Below are 17,041 nucleotides of genomic sequence, written 5' to 3' on the forward strand. Positions count from 1 at the left end.
CCCGGATCGGGAATCGAGCGACCCGACCGCCGGGTTCCTGGCTACGGTGCCCTGAATCCCACTCTCACGTTCGAGGAGACCCCATGGAGCTCGACGATCGGCAACGACAGCTGTGCAGCGAGAGTCGCTGGGACTTCTCCGACCTTCGGGCGCTGTTCCTCAACTGCACCCTGAAGCCCTCACCCGAGCAGTCCCACACCCAGGGACTCGCCGACATCGCCATCGCCGTGATGGAGGCCAACGGGGTGGCCTGCGAGGTCGTTCGAGCGGTGGATCTCGATCTCCCACCGGGCGTGCAACCCGACATGACCGAGCACGGGTTCGCCACCGACGATTGGCCCGGTCTCTACGAACGGGTGATGGCAGCCGACATCGTCGTGGTCATGACGCCGATCTGGCTGGGTGACAAGTCCTCGGTCTGCAGCCGCGTGATCGAACGCCTCTACGGCAACTCGGCGGTGCTCAACGACGCCGGCCAATACGCCTACTACGGGCGGGTCGGCGGGTGTCTGGTGACCGGCAACGAGGACGGCGCCAAGCACTGCGCCATGAACATCCTCTACTCCCTGCAGCACCTGGGGTTCACGATCCCGCCACAGGCCGACGCGGCGTGGCTCGGCGAGGCCGGCCCCGGACCGTCGTACCTCGACCCGGGTTCGGGTGGGCCGGACAACGACTTCACCAACCGCAACACCACCTTCATGACCTGGAACCTCCTGCACATGGCGCGCCTGCTGGCCGACCAGGGAGGTATCCCCGCCCACGGCAACCAGCGCGCCGGGTGGGACGCCGGATGCCGCTACGACTACGCCAACCCCGAGTACCGATAGGCGGGTGTGCCCGACGGTGGTGTCAGCCGCTGATCTCCAGCACATAGGTGGAGGACTGACCCTCGGAGTCGGGGAAGACCTCGATGTACCAGGGAGCGGCCACGGGATCATCCACGACAACCGTCCGGGTCTCCTCGACACCGAACTGGTCCATCGTGTCGGCATTGGCTGTCTCGCCGGCAGGCCGAGCGGAGAGCGCGATCTGGCCTTCGAGGCCGCTCAGCGTGACGGTGAACGCATCGAGCCGGGTGGATCCTCGGCGCCATCGTCGGGATCAGGTGTCCCCTCGGTGTCGAGCACCGTGGTCTCCGCAGCGGTGAAGTCCGATCCGTCGTCGTTGCCGCACGCCCCGGCGAACAACAGCACCGCCGACACCACCAGCAAGAACCGCCCCGACCTTCGATGCCCCATGCCGTTCGCTCCCCGGCTCGTGCGCTCCCACACCCGGCCAGCCCGGCGCACAGACCACCACACCGTGCTCGGGTGAAGCCGACTCCAGGTCTGCGCGGAGTGCTGCGGGTTTGCGCCGAGAACAGGTCAACGATGCAGGAACCGTGCCCGGCTCACCCGCCGACGAGCCGCAGGTGCGCAGGGCTCGAGGGCACGACCCCGACCAGGTCCCGAATCGCCACCTCGGTGCCCTCGTCGGCCGGCACCCACACGATCGCGCGCTGGTCGTTGGCGCTTGCGGGCGACACCGTGGGCACACCACCGCCGCTCGAACTCCGCGAAGCCTCGGAGCCCGACCAGCAGTTCGCTCATCCGGCCGTCCTGGCCCCACCGCACTGCGGGATCACGGATCCCCGACGATCGAGCAACTGCGCGCCGCGCTCCCCCAACGGCGTTGACTCGACACAAGCCAGGTGCCCCGGGAAGATCCGGGGCTGCGCCTTCGAGCTCGCACAGGCTTGTCCGATGGCCGGGCCCATCAGCCGTCGCGAGGGACGGCAACGGTGACCGTCCCACCGCCGTATCCACTGAGTTGATCGCGGCCCTCGACGGTGATCTCCTCGACGCCGTCGGGAATCTCCACCGTGGTGCTGCGGGTGAAGGGCTGCTCGGCCGCGTGATCATGCAGGAGCTCGCGACGGCCGAGCTCGTTGCCGTGTTCATCGAGCACGCGCCAGGCGTCGGCGTAGCGCTCGGGTGAGTCATAGGGCGACGACAGTGTGGCCGCCACCTCATAGCGTCGGTCGGCCAACGGGGTGACCTCCACCTCGATGACGTCGGGGAAACGCTGGGGACTCTCATCGGCGGCGCCACGGTCGGAACCACCTCCCGTGGTGTCGACGTCGGTCTCGGGAACCTCCGGGTCCGACTCGCCGGTCCCGCAAGCGCCGGTCACGACCACCATCATGGCCGTAACCGCCAACGCTGCCATCCTCGTCCGCCAGCCACTGGGCGCACCGGTCACGGACATGTTGGCCCACGGTACCGGGCACACCGGGCCACGAGTCGGGTCGCGTCGAGCAGCCTCGCCCCGGCCTCCTCGACCCCTGGTCAGGCGCGATGTGCAGTGCTGCGACCAGGGGCATCTCGCGTGGTACCCCCAACGGGATTCGAACCCGTGCCGCCACCTCGAGAGGGAGCGGCAACCGAGGCCTTCAGAATAATGAGGTGCTCGTTCACACCAGCACCGCCGCGGCGGTGACGACGACGACAGCGATCCCGAAGAACATCTGCTGCAGGCCGATGACCTGGGCGGGCCGGGGCGCGGCACGGATCGCCGCCGCGTTGAACGCAGCAACCGAGGCGATCGCGACCGCTGCCGCGGGGGGCACGGCACCGATGAGCCATGCGACGGCGACTGCGGCGACTGCGAGAGCTTGCGCCATGTCGCTGTGCCAGAGGTGGTGCGGCCTGCCGTGTGCCCGGAACACCTGGGTCCGTGCGTAGGGGATCGCAGCTGCGCCTCGTGCCGCGACGACGACCCACAGTCCTAGAGCTAGTGAGGCCTCCGCTCCGTCCGCGAGCGCGATCGCTGCGGCAACCGAGCTGATGCCGACGGTCCCGGCCAGCTCGGGCAACAGCCGTCGGCCACGGCTACGCATGTCGAACCACAGTTCGATCGCCACAAGAGGCGCTGCGGCGAGCAACGGCCACCACATGCGTGCGTCGCCTCCCACCGCCGCGGCCATCGCCAGCGCGACGAGCGCGACGAGCTCCACCGCCGCGACCCGTGCGGCGAGAGTGGTCCGCGGCAGCCAGCGGCCGCGCCACCGATCGACGAGCACGAGCTTCAGGGGTGCCCGTGCGAGGAAGGCCAACATGGCCGCGGCACCGAGCGCCAGACCGGGCCAGGACCATGCGACCAGCAGACCGAGCAGGATCGGTTCGAGCGTCAGACTCCAGCCGCCGTGCTCGATCGGCATGGCCACGGCTCGCAGCGCGGAGCGGTCTCCGGGAGAGACCGGTTCGCCCGACGCACCCGCAGCGCGACGAACGGTCGACTCAGCCATGTCGAGCCTGCGATTCGCTGGCCATGGCCCTCGGCATCTCAGCCAGCTACGCCCTGGGCACTGAGCCAGGCTCTCGCCAGATCCTCGAGGGTCTGCGGACGGTTTTCGTCGAAGTCGAGGTCGCACTCGCCGAGCGTTCGCTCTCCGTACTCCTCGGCTACGGCTTTCCACAGGTGGAGCAGGGCAAGCTCGTCATCCACGCCTGCCTCGACGAGGTTGGTGGCCGATGCCGATGCCGGGTCGGCGTCGAGGAGCGACGCGAGGAGGTCCACGACGTCGTCCAGGGTCGGCGGCTCTGCGAGCTGGTGGGTCTCGGCTGGCATCAGCACTCACCTCCTGATGTGATCGTTGTTTCGTTCACTGGTCGGTTCAGTTCACGACGGTTCGGACGTCGTGATCGACCCCGCGGAGACGCCGTGAGATCAGTCCGGCGGTGGCCGCCGCGTGTGCCTTGGCTTGCTCGGAACGTGGCCCACTCCACCGGGCATCGATTGAGGTGACCCACAGCTCATACCACCGATCGAAGTGCTCGTCCCGGAGCGGGTCCCGCTGGTGCACCTCCCGATGGGCCCCGAGCAACGCGCCGTGGTAGGCCTGCTCGCCGAGCAGGATCGTGCACCAGTAGTCGACCAGGCGCGGGATGTGTGCGGCCCAATCGGTCTCTGCGGTCTCCGCGAAGACTGGAGCGAGGAGATCGTCGAAGACCACCTCACGATAGAACGCGACGACGAGATCGTGGATCGCCGAGCGTGTGTCGAGGTCACCGACCGGTTGGGAAATCAGTCCTGGCCCCCGGTCTTGCACCAGGGATCGAGGTGCTGCTCTGCTGCTCATGTCGATTCGCCTCGTTCGAGTGCGACGGGATGTCCGAGCAGTTGCTGGCTGTGGACGCGCGCGACGTTGTCCGCGAGCTCTAGTGCGCGTTGCACGTTGGGACCCGCCCAGCCAGCCTTGAGGGTCTCATGGAACAGGCTCAGCCACCGCTCGAAGTGCGCGGGGCTGAAAGCTCGTTTCGCGTGAACGAGCTGGTGGGCACGAAAGGGGTTGCCCTGGTATCCGGGTTCGCCGAGCAACGCCCGACACCAGAACGCGACCAACTTCGGTAGGTGCTCGGTCCAGTCGACCTCAGCCACCTCGTTGAACACCGGGCCGAGCAGGTCGTCCTGGGCGACGTCGGCGTAGAACCGACGGACCATCTCGGCGATCTCGGCTGCCGAGTCGAGGTCGGCCACCGCAACCGATTCGACTGCCGGGTGGGCTGCTTGGTGTTCCACCACAGATCCTTCCATCGAGCGGCCTAGTACACGCTGGCAATCGAGACACCGACCAACAGCACCGACACCGCCACCATCAGCAGGATCGCCCGTCCCCTCGGATGGCCCGGACCACTCTTGGGTGGCGATGGCTTGTTCGGTCGAGGTCGTCGAGACCTCGGTTCGTCGGTCATGGTTCTCCGGCACTCCCTCGCCTCGAGGCGCCTGCGACGCGGTCGCACGGCTCAGCCTGCTACTTGCAGGAAGTATTATTACAGCTTAGACTAGAAAAATACAAGGAGGGTGAGCATGTCCGCAACAGCACCAGACCCTGAGGTCCTTCGGCCTGCGGCAATCGGCGCCGCCATCGGCTTCGTCGTCATCACGCTCGCCGTGACCATCGGCGGCTCGGCAGGAGGCATCGAACCAGGAGCTGCCCTCGGGCTCGGACTCTTCACTGGCATGTGGGCCGGTGCGGGCTTCGGGTTCATGATGGGAGCCACGCTGCCGCTCGCGCGGCACATGGACGCAGCCGAACGCAACAAGGCGAGGCCCACACCGGCCAGCACCGATAGTGGACATGAGACCAAAGCCGCGTGATCCGGCGGTCCGAGACCTGCTCGAGATCGCCTTTGACAGCCCCGGCGACCACGACCGCGCCGTCGCCGCGCTGGTGTCGTCCACACCCGACCGTGAGACCCTCGAGTCAGCTCATCTCGAGCTGCTCGAACAGATGCACAGGGGCCCCTCCGACGACTTCGAGGCGACCGCGACGCTGAGGCGGATCCTTGCCGCGCTCGCATCGATGCCTCACCACTACGATCGGCGAACGGTCGGGCCCGGTCCAGGTTGACCTTCGAGGTCGGTCCGACCCAGGACCTCGAACACCAACGGTGGCGCACAGCATCGCCGTTCGTCGCGATCGGCGTCGTGTCGATCGTGGCGGGAGGACTCGTCGCCGCGCTCACCCGTCCCCTGGAGCTCGACGCCGGACCGTGGATCACTGCGTACCTCGTGCTCGTCAACGGTGTCGCCCAGATCGGACTCGGTGCCGGTCAGGCCGCACTTGTCCACGGGGCTCCGCGTCCCCGCGTGGTGATCGTCGAGGTCGTGGCATGGAACACGTCGACGACCACCATCATCGCCGGCACGCTCATCGGGTTGCCGCTGCTCACCACCGCCGGTGCCCTGAGTCTGCTAGTCGCAGTCGGGTGCTTGATCCGACACGTCCCAGTTGCGCCAGCCAGGCGACGCATACTCGCCGTGGGGCACTGGACACTCGCTGTGCTCATAGCTCTGAGCACCCCCGTCGGGGTGCTGCTCGCCTGGCTCCGCCACGGCTGACGGTCGTGCTGATCTGCCCCAGCTGCCCCACCAGGCGGCTCCACCAGCACGGTGCTCAACGACGAGTTGCGGACACCATCCGGCGTAGGACGTGTTCGAGGATGCCGCCGTGGCGGTAGAACTCGGCCTCCTGCGGGGTGTCGATCCGCACCCGGGCCCGGAACTCCAGCGACCCGGCTCGAACCGTGACCTCAGACGGAGGATGATGCTGACCGTCGAGCCCGAGCACGGAGATCTCCTCGTGTCGGTAAGACCCAGGGAATCGAGCGACTCGCCATCGGGGAACTCGAGTGGGAGGACGCCCATGCCGATCAGATTGGACCGATGGATGCGTTCGAAGCTCTCGGCGAGGACAGCCCTGACCCCCAGGAGTTGAAGGCTGGCGGCTCCACACCCTGCTCGATCAACCACTGTCCTGCCGGGCTCTCGGCCCGGATCGCTCCGGCAGGTGAGATGTGGTCGGTCGTGACGCTGTCACCGAGCGCCGCCAGAACCCGCGCGCCGGTGATGTCGCGAAGGGGCTCCGGTTCGGCGGTCAGGTGTTCGAAGTAGGGAGGCTCGCGGACATAGGTGGACTGATCGTCCCACTCATAGCGATCCCCACCGAGGCTCCGGGGGCTCACTACAGACACGGCCCGGAACTCACGGGGAGCGGAGGCCCCGCCGTCGTTCGGCGAGGTCCTCGCGCCAGGCATGCAGGTGGGCGACTGCGAGGTGGATCGTTGCCCTCACCAGGGTTGGTTGCGTGTCGTTCTCGCCAGCGTGGTGACCCATGGTTGGCTCGACAGCCCCCGCTCGACGGCCTTCTTGGCGAGGAGGCCGGCGGCGAGCATGACCGACGGGTTGGAGGTGTTGGTGCAACTGGTGATGGCAGCGATGACGACGTGGCCGTGATCGAGGGTCACGTCGTGCCCGTCCTGCAGCCGCACCGGCACCGCTGCCCGCGGCCGCGCACCGTCCAATCCTTCGGCGTCCTGCTCGAGCTCGGGCTCGTCGATCTCTGAGACCCACTGTCGCGGTGTGGGAGGGTCGCTGGCCGGAAACGACTGGATCGACAGCTCGTCGGGAGATCCCCGGCGACGGATCGGGCAATGACGACTGCAGGTCGATGGCGAACCGTGCCTTGGCCTCATCGAGGCGCACCCGATCCTGGGGGCGGGCCGGACCGGCGATGCTCGGCACCACCGTTCCCAGGTCGAGCTCGAGGGTCTCGGAGAAGCGCGGGGTGGCGTGCGGGTCGAACCACAACCCCTGCTCCTTCGCATATCGCTCCACCAGATCGACCTGTGCCGGTTCACGTCCGGTGAAGCGCAGGTACCGCAGCGCCTCGTCATCGATCGGGAAGATCGTCACCATGAGGATCCGCGCCGGCATGAACGAGATCTCCTGCTCCACGTCTCCGCCGCCCGACCAGTCGGCCAGCGCTCGAGCGTCCGCGGCTGTCACCGACGTGCCGTCCTCGTGACGCAAGAGGTTCTCGAGGAACACCTTCGGGCTGAACGGCAGGCCGTCGACATCACCGCCCACGGCATCGAGCCTGAACATCTCGAGCGAGCCACCCTCGGTGGGAAGCGTTGCCCGGGCACCGAAGCTGTTCTCAGTCATCCACCCATGCCGCCCCACCGCACCCAGGTATGCACCTGGCACACCAAGCACCGCCGGGGAGACCCTCGCGGAAGCTCACTCGGCGTCGTAGACGACGCGTCGATCGCCCAGTCGTGCACCCGATGTGATCGGGTGCTCGGTGATCCGGCCGTCGTGGAGCAGGTGCCTGACGTCGGCACCTTTCACCAGGACCAAGTGGTCGGCGAGCAGTCGGCGGTGGCAGCGCCACCACACCGACTCGGCGCACATCACCGCGGCGCGCGACACCTCGGCCACCTCGAGCAACGCGTCGACCGCAGCGCCGAACTCGCCCGATGCCATGTGGTCGGCGTAGGCACGAAACTGACGGTTCCGCAAGGCACTGTTGGGTGAGTCCTCGCGCACGGATCGGCGACCACCCAGTTCCACCATCCATCGGTAGCCGACTCCCCGATCGGCCAGCCAAGGCTCCATCGCCTCGCGCCCGAAGTGCGGGTGTCGGCGACTACCGGGGTAGCGCCGCACGTCGACGACGAGGTCGATGCCGACAGGCTGCAGGATCTCCAGGAACCCTGCGGCCGACACCGTACCGTGCCCGACCGTCCAGATCGGGGGCCTTCGATCCAGTGTCACCCGACGATTATTTCTAGGAACGACTAGAGTTGCAACGGCGGGACCACTGCCCACGACCGATGGCTCGGTCAGAGCCGCCAGGATGGAGCACCTCGTGACCGCCACCACGCTCCAGGAGCAAGCAAAGGCGCTCGGCGACCCGACGCGCCACGCCATCTTTCGTCATATCGCACGGTCTGGACGCCCTGTTGGCATCGCCGAGCTCGACGACGAGTTCCCGTTCACGCACAACGCCATCCGACAGCACTTGGCAAAGCTGGTCTCGGCCGGTCTCGTTCTCGAGGCCAAGGCTCCACCCGCCGGACGGGGCCGACCTCGCCTGATCTATGAAGTCGATCCGGCCGTCGAGGGCCAATGGGGGACGACGGGGCCGTATGAGCGCTTGAGTCAACTGCTGGCCGAGGTCATCGACACAGGGCTCGGGCCCGAAGAGGTGGGTCGACGCGCCGCCGATCTGTTCCGTGTGCCCTCGCCGTCGGGTGACATCGTCGCCGATGTGACCGCCGCAATGGCTCGCCACGGCTTCGACCCCGAGGTCAGGCCGCTACGTGATGGTGCCGAGATCGTCCTGCAGAACTGCCCGTTCGCTGCCACCGCCCTGTCCCATCGCGACACCATCTGTACGCTTCACCTCGGCATCGCCGAAGGGTTGGCCGCGGCCGAGTCCGCCGTGGTCAGCGAGCTCGTGGCCTACGATCCTCGCAAGGCCGGCTGCAAGCTCCGCATCCGCCTCGTCGCAGAGGATTCAGAGAACCCAGAGGACTCCGGGACCCTGACCGTGCGTGGGAAGGCTGGCACCCGATGACACCGTCAGTCGGGGGCGGTGAGGATCCGCTGGACCACCCAGAGGAGACCGATGAACCAGGTTGAGCTTCCTGTCGGCCTCGTCGAGGCGAGACGTACGCCGATGTTCGACTTCGAGTCGATGCCCGAACCCATCGCGACCTCGCACCGCACCACGGTCTGGGCATCGCTGCACGTCGAGGCAGGCGATGTCGACTACAACGACCTCGAAGGCGACGAACGACGCCACGAGCGGCTCGAGGAGGGCGACAGCATCGTCATCCCCCCATGGGTGCTCCACCGGGTCGATCCATCCACCGATGCCCACTTCTTCGTGCAGTTCTACCGGGAGCCCCAGGAGGGTCTGGTACCGGAGATTCATCCCACACCCCCACCATCCCCGCGCGCGGCAGGTCCGTGGCAGCATCGTGGCCGCGACCTCGACTCCCCCGGGGAGATCCTCGAGATGGTCACCCGGCAGTACGCGGTGGTCGTCCAGGACGATGTGCTCGAGCCGTACTTCACACCCGAGCAGGGCTTCATCGACTGGCAAGCCCACATCGGCAGGGTGTCCGACTACTGGAACCACGTGCTCCTGTTCGCACCCGACTACCGAATCGACCCCATCGAGGGGCATCGCGAGGTGCACGAGCGGCGCCCGTTCACCGAAGCAGCACTCGATCGCTGGCTCGAGATCTTCCACGAGACCATCGACACCGGATGGACCGGGCCCGTCGCGGAGATGGCCAAGAAGCGTGGCACCGGAACCGCGTGGGCCATGGCCCAGCGCCTGCTGGGGCACGGCGCCTGGCGTCCACCTGGGCATCGTCGGATCTGATGGGCCCGGTCACTCCCACCCTTCTACAGCGGATCGAGGAGGCCGAATGCGAACCCTTGTACAAGTAGGCGGTGCCAACTGCACCTTCTGCATGCAGGACGTGCGCGCGGAGCTGCTCAGCCGCCCGCGGGTGCAGCAGGTCAACCTGTGGACCCCAGAGTCCTGTCTCGAGGTGGTGCACGAGCACGACGACGTGACCGCGATCACCGACTTTCTGCGCCGCTCGCTGCACGGGTGGGAGGTCGCCGACAACGGTGAGGTCGTGATGGTGGAGACCACACCCGAATCGGTCGACCGGTGCCAGCGCCACGGCTCGCAGGTGGCCACAGGCGATTCCTGCTCAGCCTCGCCAGTAGTCGTTGGCCGCCGCGACCGTCGCGAACTCGACCGCCACGACGTGCGCGGCTGCGGTGAGCGAGTCGGGATCGCTCGCGTATAGCGCCCTTACACCCTGGCGGGCATCAGGATCGGGCTGAATCGCGCCGATGGTCTTGCGCGCGAGCATGATCGCCAATTCGCGCCCTTCTTCGGGCGTTGCGGTGATCAGGGTGTTCTCTGGAACAAGTGGCATGCCGACCTCCCGGTCAGGACGTGCGCACCATGCTGTCGGACAGATCGGATGCGCTGACTAGTGGGACCTTCGACCCTACGGACATGGGGAGCCTGGGTCTAGAATTTCAAGTAGATACTAGAACAAATTGGGACGTCAGACGCGCCACCGGGCAAAGGAGCACCCCATGTCCACCGTCAATGCCTCTCACGACCCGCTCGATCGCACCTTGGGTGAGCTCGTCGCCGAACGACCGGCACGTGCCCGCATCCTCGAACGGTGGGGCATCGACTACTGCTGCCATGGCCAGCGCACGCTCGCCGACGCCGCCGCCTCCGCGGGACTCGATCCTGACGAGGTCGCGACCGAGGTCGATGAGGTCGTCGATGACACCGATGGCCACATCGACCGGCTGGAGCCGATCGCGTTGGTCGACCACATCCTGACCACACACCACGACTACCTCCATGAGGAGCTGCCGCTGCTCGTCGCGCTGGCCGCGAAGGTGCGTGACGTGCACGGTGCACGCCATCCCGAGCTCGCACGGATCGCCGAACTGGTCAACGAGATCCAGGCCGATCTGACGCCACATCTCGCCAAGGAGGAGCAGCTGCTCTTCCCGGCGATTCGCGAGTGGGCCGATGGGCAACGCACGTTCCCGTTCGGCACACTGTCCAACCCGGTGCGGATGATGATGTTCGAGCACGACCAGGCCGGTGAGCTGCTGGCCGAGCTTCGATCGGTCACCGGCGACTACACCCCTCCACCAGATGGCTGCACCAGCTACGAGGTGCTGTTCGCCCGGCTCGCGCATCTCGAGCTCGACACCCACCGGCACATCCACCTGGAGAACAACGTGCTGTTCCCCGCTGTCACCGCTGGCGAGCAGTGACCCTCCACCTTCCCGGCTCCAGCAGACGATCAACCGCCGAGATCGACGGCCATGTGTGATCACTGCAGCTGCCGCGAGAACGCTCCGATCGCCGAGTTGTCCGAGGAACACGAACAGATCCTGGAGGTCGCCTGGGCGCTAAGCGAGCACCATCGCACCACCGGAGTTGCCGACGGGCCGCTTCGGGATCGGCGACCGCGCACGCCTGGAAGAGGAGCACGCCGCGCTCGGCGCCGCGCTCCAGCACGGCACCTTCGACCGCCGAACCTTCTACGAGCTGGCCGCCCACATCGAGGAGGAGGAGATGGAGCTCTTCCCGATGACGATGTTCGGCTTCGACGACGACGAGTGGACCGTCCTGGCAGCAACACCCCGGTTCCTCGCCGAGGCACCCACCCCTCCCTGACCTCTGGATCACGTACGAGGCGGGGTGGTGGTCCTCGATGCGGTGTCGGGCCGGCTTCGAAGCCGATCGCCGGACGCTCCGTTCGCGGAGTCCAGAAGTTCCCGGACCATGTCTTGAGCATCGGCAACCGCCGCTGTCAGCGAGTCGAGTCCGGGCTCGGCGTCGCCGCTCTCGAGGCGCCACTTCGCCACCGCGAGGTGCTGCATCATGCTGTCGTGCACCTCGGCGGTATGGCGCCCCAGCATCTCCAGGCGCCGGGCGCGACGCTCGATCCGCTCTGCATCGCGGATCCGGTCAGCTGCATCGCCAACCAGCGCTCCGAGCAGGACGAGCGGAACGATCCGGCTCGTCCAGCCGAGCACCGTGAGATGGTGGCCCATAGCAAGGACCCACCAACACAGCAGCACCGTGGCGATCGCACCGGCACCGAACCCTGCACGCCGCCCCGAGGTGAGCGCCACAAGAGCGACGGGGAGGGCATACAACGCAGCAATCGGGTCCTCGAGGCCGCCGACGGTGAAGCGCAGCACGCAGATCGCCACCGTCAGCATGACTGCCACTCCGAGCGCCGGAATGGGGTGAGCCCAGAACCACGGGCCACGTCTGGCAGCTTGCTCACGGTGCATACCGACATGCTGTGGCCTGGAGACCTGGGTGGCGAGAGGAAAAGGTCCTCATCTGGCGCGACCAGTGTCCGGTCGCTCACAGCGATCTGCTCGGATGGTCCGTGCTGCACCACGCGGACGTGATCGACGTCCTCCACGACCATCAGACATAGCGAAACCAGGTGTCTCAGCACCTGTCCGTGCCGAACGGCATGGATCCCCCCGATCACACGCCGTACCGGCGCCTGATCGAGCCGTACTTCGGTTCCGAGTCGATGGAGCGCTTCGCTCCAGCCTGCGCGCCAGGGTCGCGAGCGACCTGATCGCGTCGGTCCCGCGCGGCGTGCCGATCGAGGTGATGGACTCGTTCGGCCATGAGTTCGTTGTCCGTGTGCAGTGCGCGTTCATGGGCTGGCCGGACGATCTCCACGAACCGCTGCGCACTTGGGTGCACGGGCAGCACAGGGCAACCCTCGCCGGCGACCGCGCCGCGCTCACTGCGAGTGCCGATCGGTTCGACGAGGTGGTGCGTGAGCTGATCGACGTTCGGCGAGAGGCTGGGGCCGACGCCCCCGACGACCTCACCACCCGTCTCATGGAGGAGCGGATCGATGGTCGGCCTCTCAGCGACGCCGAGATCGTCAGCATCGTGCGCAACTGGACCGTCGGCGAGTTCGGCACGATCGCCTCGAGCGTCGGGATCATCGCCGTGTACCTCGCCCACCATCCCGAGGTCGAGGCCCTGTTGCGGTCCGTGACAGAGCTGGCTCCCGTCCGGGCCACCTATCCGGCGGGCGGCTATCGGTCGGCGTGGGTGGTGCTCGGCGACCCGACATGACGACCGACCCTCGGATGCGGACGTGTAGGAACCGGGTTCAGAACAAGCCAAGCTCGAGCCGTGCCGCCTCGGAGATCCGGTTCCGCGACCACGGCGGGTCCCAGACGATGCGGACGTCCACCTCGTCGACCCCGGCGACCCGTCGAACGGCGGCGGCGGCGTCCTGCTGGATGACGTCACCCATCCCGCAGCCCGGTGCGGTCATGGTCATGTCGATCTCGATGCGTCGGCTTCCGTCGTCGAGCATGACCTCATCGCACCTGTACACCAGGCCGAGGTCGATGATGTTGATGGGGATCTCTGGGTCATAGACGGTGCGCAGCGCGGCGTCGACCTCGGCGGGGTCGAAGGTGCCCGAACTGCGGCGGAGATGAACGGACCTCTCGCTAGGGGGCTCGAGGCCGAGCGCATCGGCATCTGCACCATCGATGCGCAGGAGGGTGCCCATCTGGGTGCGGACGGTCACGCTCGAACCGAGCTGTTGGCTGATCTCGACCTCGCCGCCGGCGGTGAGCGCCACTCTCTCACCGTAGGGAACGGTGACCGCCTCGCAGTCGCGCCTCAAGACGGTCGGGTTCCATGTCCCGGTCATGTGTCTGCCTCCCAACCGAACCATTGGGCGATCTGGGCGCGCAGCGAGAGGGGCTCCACCTGTTCGACGATCGCTCGGGCGAAGGCCCCGACGAGGACGCTGCGGGCCTCGTCGCGGCCGATCCCGCGACTGCGCAGGTAGAACAGCGCATCGTCGTCGAGGCGGCCGGTCGCCGAGCCGTGGTTCGCTCGTACATCATCGGCGAGGATCTCCAACCACGGACGGCTGTCGGCTTGTGCGGTCGGGTCGAGGAGTATGGCATCGCTGCGCTGCTGGACGACGCTCCCCGCTGTTCCCGGGCGGACGATGACGTGGCCACTCGAGGTGGCGCGTGCGTGTTCGGGGACCACCGCGCGCACGACCAGGTCGCTGGTGCACCTGGACGCCGCGTGATCCACGGTGGCCAGGTCGTCGTGGCGAGCGTGCGGCAGCGGTGCGAGCAGCCCGGTGATCCGACACGACGCGGTCTCCTCGTTCAGGCCGACCGCGGTCGACAGCCGCGAGATGGACGCGCCGTGTGACAAGACGGTGACCTCGCTCTGGGATCCGTGCTGTTGGACCACCGCGAGGCGTCCGACGTGGACGGCATCGGGCTGTTCATCCTGTACTCGGTGAAGGCCCAGGTGTGCGCCGACGGCAAGGTGCGCGGTGGTCGACGCGTTGGTGAGGCCGCCTCCGGCCGCACCGACGTAGGTCTCGACGAGGTCGAGGCGACTGCCCGCCCCGACCTCGACCACCAGACGAGGGTGAGCCACGCGTGCGCCGGTCGACACGTGGATGACGTGCACGGTCTCGCTCAGCTCGACACCATCGGCGACAAACAGATAGGCGGCGTCCCCCGACGACGCCCGGTTCAGTGCCTCGAACCCATCCGGTGGGTCACCGGCGGGCACCAGGCGCTGACGCATCGCCTGTGAGAGCTCGCGGGCCGTCCCGAACCGCAAGCCTGGGAGCTCCTCGATGCTCGACAGGGTCGATGCGAGGACACCGTCGACGAAGACGATCTGGATGGCGCCGTGGCGCCCAGCGAGCCGGTCGAGGTCGTCGCCACCCATCTCCATCGGCGGTGCCGACGTCTGCGAGAGGCTGTCGAGGCGATGGCGGATGTCGTCGACCGGCGCGTAGCGCCAGGGCTCTTCACGACCTGTGGGGAACCCGTGCTGGTCGAGCCAGCGCTTGGCATCGGCCGCTCCCGGGCCGGTGACATGGTCCTCGACGGCGGTGGTCATGCCGGCACCCGACGAGCGATGCCGCCATAGCCTTCTGTGTCGAGCTCTCGCGCCAGTTGGTGGTCGCCGGAGCGGACGATGCGCCCGTGGTCGAGCACGTGCACCTTGTCGGGTCGGACGAGTTCGAGCAGCCGGGGGTAGTGGGTGATGACCAGCATCGACCGATCGGGGGCCCGGAGGCGTTCGATCCCCTGAGCGACGACGTGCAGGGCATCGATGTCCAGGCCGGAGTCGGTCTCGTCGAGAATCGCCAGGCGGGGTAGGAGCAACGACATCTGGAGGATCTCGTTGCGCTTCTTCTCGCCCCCAGAGAAGCCCTCGTTCACCGAGCGGCTGAGGAACGCTGGATCCATGTCGAGGGCTTCGAGGTGTTCACGGGCGGCGGCCAGGAAGTCGGTGGCCGCGATCTCGTCGAGGCCACGAGCGCGGCGCACCGCGTTCAGCGAGATCCGCAGGAAGTAGGCGTTTCCGACGCCGGGGAGCTCGGTCGGGTACTGGAAGGCCAGGAACACCCCCGCCGTCGCCCGGTCCTCGGGGTCGAGGGCCAGGAGATCGGCGCCGTCGAGGGTCACCGTCCCCCGGACCTCGTACCCGTCGCGGCCGGCCAGCACGTTGGACAACGTGCTCTTGCCGGCACCGTTGGGACCCATCACGGCGTGGACCTCCCCCGCCGGCAGGTCGAGATCAACACCGGTCAGGATCGCGTTCCCGTCGATCGAGGCGTGCAGGTCGGCGATGTGCAGCATCAGCCCACCGCTCCTTCCAGACTCAGACGCATCAAGGCGTGCGCCTCGACCGCGTACTCCATGGGCAGCTCGTCGAAGACCTCCCGGCAGAAGCCGTTGACGATCATCGATGTGGCGTCCTCTTCGTCAAGGCCTCGCTGGCGGCAGTAGAAGAGCTGGTCGTCGCTGATCTTGGAGGTCGAGGCTTCGTGTTCGACCTGGGCCGAGTCGTTCTTCACTTCGATGTAGGGGAACGTGTGGGCACCGCACTCGGACCCGATGAGCAGCGAGTCGCACTGGGTGTGGTTCCTCGCGTCGCTGGCGGAGCGGAGCACCTTGACCAGCCCGCGGTAGGTCTGCTGGGCCTTGCCGGCGGAGATCCCCTTGGACACGATCGTGCTGCGGCTGTTGCGTCCGATGTGGATCATCTTGGTGCCGGTGTCGGCCTGCTGGCGGCCCGTGGTGACTGCCACGGAGTAGAACTCACCGACCGAGTCGTCGCCCTGCAGGATCACGCTCGGGTACTTCCAGGTGATGGCCGAACCGGTCTCGACCTGGGTCCAGGAGATCTTCGCCCGGTGTCCGGCCCGACCGCGCTTGGTCACGAAGTTGTAGATGCCGCCCTTGCCGTTCTCGTCGCCCGGATACCAGTTCTGTACCGTCGAGTACTTCACGTCGGAGTCGTCGAGCGCCACGATCTCCACCACCGCCGCGTGCAGCTGGTTCTCGTCGCGCATCGGTGCCGTACAACCCTCGAGGTAGCTGACAGAAGCTCCCTCCTCGGCGACGAGCAGTGTGCGTTCGAACTGGCCGGTCTGGGCTGCGTTCATCCGGAAGTAGGTCGACAGCTCCATCGGACAACGCACCCCGGCGGGCACGAAGCAAAAGGAGCCATCCGAGAACACTGCGGAGTTCAGCGTCGCATAGAAGTTGTCCCGTGGCGGCACCACCGAACCGAGGTACCGGCGCACCAGCTCGGGGTGTTCGCGCACCGCCTCGGAGAACGAGCAGAAGATCACGCCGGCCTCGGCGAGGGTCTCCTTGAACGTCGTGGTCACCGACACCGAGTCGATGATGGCGTCCACCGCCACCCCCGACAGCCGCTCCTGTTCTGCGAGAGGGATGCCGAGCTTGTCGAAGGCCGCCAAGATCTCCGGATCGACGTCATCGAGGCTCTCCGGCGCGGGGCCCTGCGACTTGGGTGCCGCCCAGTAATGCATGTCCTGGAAGTCGATCGGAGGATGGTGCACGTTCTGCCAGGTGGGCGGCTCGAGGGTCATGAAGTGCCGGAACGCAGCCAGCCGCCACTCGAGCAACCAGTCGGGCTCTTCCTTCTTCGCCGAGATCAGCCGCACCACGTCCTCGTTCAGGCCACGCGGTGCCAATTCGGTGTCGATGTCGGAGTGAAAGCCGAACGCATAGCGCCGCTCGACGAGCTCCTCCACGAGATCGGTCATCGGGGACATCCTTCCGTCCCTTT

General features: G+C 67.3%; 25 protein-coding genes. 9 read left to right on the top strand and 16 right to left on the bottom strand.

The window, feature by feature from the left end:
• Positions 1 to 83: 83 nt before the first annotated feature.
• Positions 84 to 830 (top strand): flavodoxin family protein, encoded by a 747-nt coding sequence (locus tag U5K29_09830; protein ID MDZ7678840.1) that lies wholly within the window; start codon positions 84 to 86, stop codon positions 828 to 830.
• 219 nt (positions 831 to 1,049) lie between these two features.
• On the opposite strand, the gene U5K29_09835 is transcribed toward U5K29_09830, so the two are convergent.
• From U5K29_09835 to U5K29_09865, 7 genes are all read right to left on the bottom strand, one after another.
• Positions 1,050 to 1,241 (bottom strand): hypothetical protein, encoded by a 192-nt coding sequence (locus tag U5K29_09835; protein ID MDZ7678841.1) that lies wholly within the window; start codon positions 1,239 to 1,241, stop codon positions 1,050 to 1,052.
• A 152-nt stretch (positions 1,242 to 1,393) separates the two neighbouring features.
• Complete coding sequence (locus U5K29_09840) at positions 1,394 to 1,528, bottom strand: hypothetical protein (GenBank protein ID MDZ7678842.1); 135 nt, start codon at positions 1,526 to 1,528, stop codon at positions 1,394 to 1,396.
• 230 nt (positions 1,529 to 1,758) lie between these two features.
• Entirely contained in the window at positions 1,759 to 2,202 is a 444-nt protein-coding gene (locus U5K29_09845) for a hypothetical protein (GenBank protein ID MDZ7678843.1), read from the bottom strand.
• A gap of 253 nt (positions 2,203 to 2,455) precedes the next feature.
• The gene (locus tag U5K29_09850) at positions 2,456 to 3,289 is read right to left on the bottom strand and encodes a YwiC-like family protein (protein ID MDZ7678844.1); all 834 of its coding nucleotides are present in this window, start codon (positions 3,287 to 3,289) and stop codon (positions 2,456 to 2,458) included.
• 38 nt (positions 3,290 to 3,327) lie between these two features.
• Positions 3,328 to 3,612 (bottom strand): hypothetical protein, encoded by a 285-nt coding sequence (locus U5K29_09855; GenBank protein MDZ7678845.1) that lies wholly within the window; start codon positions 3,610 to 3,612, stop codon positions 3,328 to 3,330.
• Between the two features lie 46 nt (positions 3,613 to 3,658).
• Positions 3,659 to 4,123: a group III truncated hemoglobin gene (locus U5K29_09860; GenBank protein ID MDZ7678846.1), complete on the bottom strand. Its 465-nt coding sequence runs from the start codon at positions 4,121 to 4,123 to the stop codon at positions 3,659 to 3,661.
• Positions 4,120 to 4,563, bottom strand: a complete 444-nt coding sequence (locus U5K29_09865) for a group III truncated hemoglobin (protein MDZ7678847.1) — start codon at positions 4,561 to 4,563, stop codon at positions 4,120 to 4,122. Before U5K29_09865 ends, U5K29_09860 begins: the two co-directional genes overlap by 4 nt.
• Before the next feature lie 282 nt (positions 4,564 to 4,845).
• Between U5K29_09865 and U5K29_09870 the strand changes: the two genes are divergently transcribed.
• From U5K29_09870 to U5K29_09880, 3 genes are read left to right on the top strand one after another with little or no spacing between them, the layout of a single operon-like run.
• Positions 4,846 to 5,142, top strand: coding sequence for a hypothetical protein (locus tag U5K29_09870; GenBank protein MDZ7678848.1), 297 nt, complete (start codon positions 4,846 to 4,848; stop codon positions 5,140 to 5,142).
• Positions 5,123 to 5,395, top strand: coding sequence for a hypothetical protein (locus tag U5K29_09875; protein MDZ7678849.1), 273 nt, complete (start codon positions 5,123 to 5,125; stop codon positions 5,393 to 5,395). Before U5K29_09870 ends, U5K29_09875 begins: the two co-directional genes overlap by 20 nt.
• Entirely contained in the window at positions 5,392 to 5,886 is a 495-nt protein-coding gene (locus U5K29_09880) for a hypothetical protein (protein MDZ7678850.1), read from the top strand. Before U5K29_09875 ends, U5K29_09880 begins: the two co-directional genes overlap by 4 nt.
• Positions 5,887 to 5,941: 55 nt before the next feature.
• Here the strand turns inward: U5K29_09880 and U5K29_09885 are convergent, their stop codons facing one another.
• From U5K29_09885 to U5K29_09895, 3 genes are all read right to left on the bottom strand, one after another.
• Entirely contained in the window at positions 5,942 to 6,115 is a 174-nt protein-coding gene (locus U5K29_09885; GenBank protein ID MDZ7678851.1) for a hypothetical protein, read from the bottom strand.
• A gap of 413 nt (positions 6,116 to 6,528) precedes the next feature.
• On the bottom strand, positions 6,529 to 7,491 hold the full coding sequence (locus U5K29_09890; protein MDZ7678852.1) for an aconitase family protein: 963 nt from the start codon (positions 7,489 to 7,491) through the stop codon (positions 6,529 to 6,531).
• 75 nt (positions 7,492 to 7,566) lie between these two features.
• On the bottom strand, positions 7,567 to 8,103 hold the full coding sequence (locus U5K29_09895; GenBank protein ID MDZ7678853.1) for a DUF488 domain-containing protein: 537 nt from the start codon (positions 8,101 to 8,103) through the stop codon (positions 7,567 to 7,569).
• Positions 8,104 to 8,197: 94 nt separating this feature from the next.
• Between U5K29_09895 and U5K29_09900 the strand changes: the two genes are divergently transcribed.
• Together U5K29_09900 and U5K29_09905 are read left to right on the top strand one after the other, a co-directional pair.
• Entirely contained in the window at positions 8,198 to 8,908 is a 711-nt protein-coding gene (locus tag U5K29_09900) for a helix-turn-helix domain-containing protein (GenBank protein MDZ7678854.1), read from the top strand.
• A 51-nt stretch (positions 8,909 to 8,959) separates the two neighbouring features.
• The gene (locus tag U5K29_09905) at positions 8,960 to 9,724 is read left to right on the top strand and encodes a DUF1971 domain-containing protein (GenBank protein MDZ7678855.1); all 765 of its coding nucleotides are present in this window, start codon (positions 8,960 to 8,962) and stop codon (positions 9,722 to 9,724) included.
• A gap of 340 nt (positions 9,725 to 10,064) precedes the next feature.
• Here U5K29_09905 and U5K29_09910 read toward each other — a convergent pair whose 3' ends face one another.
• A complete protein-coding gene (locus U5K29_09910; GenBank protein MDZ7678856.1) occupies positions 10,065 to 10,295 on the bottom strand; it encodes a hexameric tyrosine-coordinated heme protein in 231 nt (76 codons plus the stop codon).
• Positions 10,296 to 10,461: 166 nt separating this feature from the next.
• Here U5K29_09910 and ric point away from each other — a divergent pair, with 166 nt between their 5' ends.
• A complete protein-coding gene (ric, locus tag U5K29_09915) occupies positions 10,462 to 11,166 on the top strand; it encodes an iron-sulfur cluster repair di-iron protein (protein ID MDZ7678857.1) in 705 nt (234 codons plus the stop codon).
• Positions 11,167 to 11,332: 166 nt separating this feature from the next.
• Positions 11,333 to 11,572 (top strand): hypothetical protein, encoded by a 240-nt coding sequence (locus tag U5K29_09920; protein MDZ7678858.1) that lies wholly within the window; start codon positions 11,333 to 11,335, stop codon positions 11,570 to 11,572.
• Between the two features lie 8 nt (positions 11,573 to 11,580).
• Here the strand turns inward: U5K29_09920 and U5K29_09925 are convergent, their stop codons facing one another.
• On the bottom strand, positions 11,581 to 12,123 hold the full coding sequence (locus tag U5K29_09925) for a hypothetical protein (GenBank protein ID MDZ7678859.1): 543 nt from the start codon (positions 12,121 to 12,123) through the stop codon (positions 11,581 to 11,583).
• A gap of 397 nt (positions 12,124 to 12,520) precedes the next feature.
• Between U5K29_09925 and U5K29_09930 the strand changes: the two genes are divergently transcribed.
• Complete coding sequence (locus U5K29_09930) at positions 12,521 to 13,015, top strand: hypothetical protein (protein ID MDZ7678860.1); 495 nt, start codon at positions 12,521 to 12,523, stop codon at positions 13,013 to 13,015.
• A 37-nt stretch (positions 13,016 to 13,052) separates the two neighbouring features.
• On the opposite strand, the gene sufT is transcribed toward U5K29_09930, so the two are convergent.
• From sufT to sufB, 4 genes are read right to left on the bottom strand one after another with little or no spacing between them, the layout of a single operon-like run.
• Positions 13,053 to 13,607, bottom strand: a complete 555-nt coding sequence (gene sufT, locus U5K29_09935) for a putative Fe-S cluster assembly protein SufT (protein ID MDZ7678861.1) — start codon at positions 13,605 to 13,607, stop codon at positions 13,053 to 13,055.
• Entirely contained in the window at positions 13,604 to 14,836 is a 1,233-nt protein-coding gene (locus tag U5K29_09940; GenBank protein ID MDZ7678862.1) for a SufD family Fe-S cluster assembly protein, read from the bottom strand. The genes sufT and U5K29_09940 overlap by 4 nt, the downstream gene beginning before the upstream one ends.
• On the bottom strand, positions 14,833 to 15,582 hold the full coding sequence (gene sufC / locus U5K29_09945) for a Fe-S cluster assembly ATPase SufC (GenBank protein ID MDZ7678863.1): 750 nt from the start codon (positions 15,580 to 15,582) through the stop codon (positions 14,833 to 14,835). Before sufC ends, U5K29_09940 begins: the two co-directional genes overlap by 4 nt.
• A complete protein-coding gene (sufB, locus tag U5K29_09950) occupies positions 15,582 to 17,018 on the bottom strand; it encodes a Fe-S cluster assembly protein SufB (protein ID MDZ7678864.1) in 1,437 nt (478 codons plus the stop codon). Before sufB ends, sufC begins: the two co-directional genes overlap by 1 nt.
• Positions 17,019 to 17,041 lie beyond the last annotated feature (23 nt).

Source organism: Acidimicrobiales bacterium, assembly GCA_034521975.1.
Classification (GTDB): Bacteria; Actinomycetota; Acidimicrobiia; order Acidimicrobiales; family SKKL01; genus SKKL01.

Coding starts and splice junctions, on each gene's coding strand:
- U5K29_09830 (MDZ7678840.1), top strand. CDS start 84: ATGGAGCTCGACGATCGGCAACGACAGCTGTGCAGCGAGAGTCGCTGG.
- U5K29_09835 (MDZ7678841.1), bottom strand. CDS start 1,241: ATGGGGCATCGAAGGTCGGGGCGGTTCTTGCTGGTGGTGTCGGCGGTG.
- U5K29_09850 (MDZ7678844.1), bottom strand. CDS start 3,289: ATGGCTGAGTCGACCGTTCGTCGCGCTGCGGGTGCGTCGGGCGAACCG.
- U5K29_09855 (MDZ7678845.1), bottom strand. CDS start 3,612: ATGCCAGCCGAGACCCACCAGCTCGCAGAGCCGCCGACCCTGGACGAC.
- U5K29_09860 (MDZ7678846.1), bottom strand. CDS start 4,123: ATGAGCAGCAGAGCAGCACCTCGATCCCTGGTGCAAGACCGGGGGCCA.
- U5K29_09875 (MDZ7678849.1), top strand. CDS start 5,123: ATGAGACCAAAGCCGCGTGATCCGGCGGTCCGAGACCTGCTCGAGATC.
- U5K29_09890 (MDZ7678852.1), bottom strand. CDS start 7,491: ATGACTGAGAACAGCTTCGGTGCCCGGGCAACGCTTCCCACCGAGGGT.
- U5K29_09905 (MDZ7678855.1), top strand. CDS start 8,960: ATGAACCAGGTTGAGCTTCCTGTCGGCCTCGTCGAGGCGAGACGTACG.
- U5K29_09910 (MDZ7678856.1), bottom strand. CDS start 10,295: ATGCCACTTGTTCCAGAGAACACCCTGATCACCGCAACGCCCGAAGAA.
- ric (MDZ7678857.1), top strand. CDS start 10,462: ATGTCCACCGTCAATGCCTCTCACGACCCGCTCGATCGCACCTTGGGT.
- U5K29_09925 (MDZ7678859.1), bottom strand. CDS start 12,123: ATGCTGACGGTGGCGATCTGCGTGCTGCGCTTCACCGTCGGCGGCCTC.
- sufT (MDZ7678861.1), bottom strand. CDS start 13,607: ATGACCGGGACATGGAACCCGACCGTCTTGAGGCGCGACTGCGAGGCG.
- U5K29_09940 (MDZ7678862.1), bottom strand. CDS start 14,836: ATGACCACCGCCGTCGAGGACCATGTCACCGGCCCGGGAGCGGCCGAT.
- sufC (MDZ7678863.1), bottom strand. CDS start 15,582: ATGCTGCACATCGCCGACCTGCACGCCTCGATCGACGGGAACGCGATC.
- sufB (MDZ7678864.1), bottom strand. CDS start 17,018: ATGACCGATCTCGTGGAGGAGCTCGTCGAGCGGCGCTATGCGTTCGGC.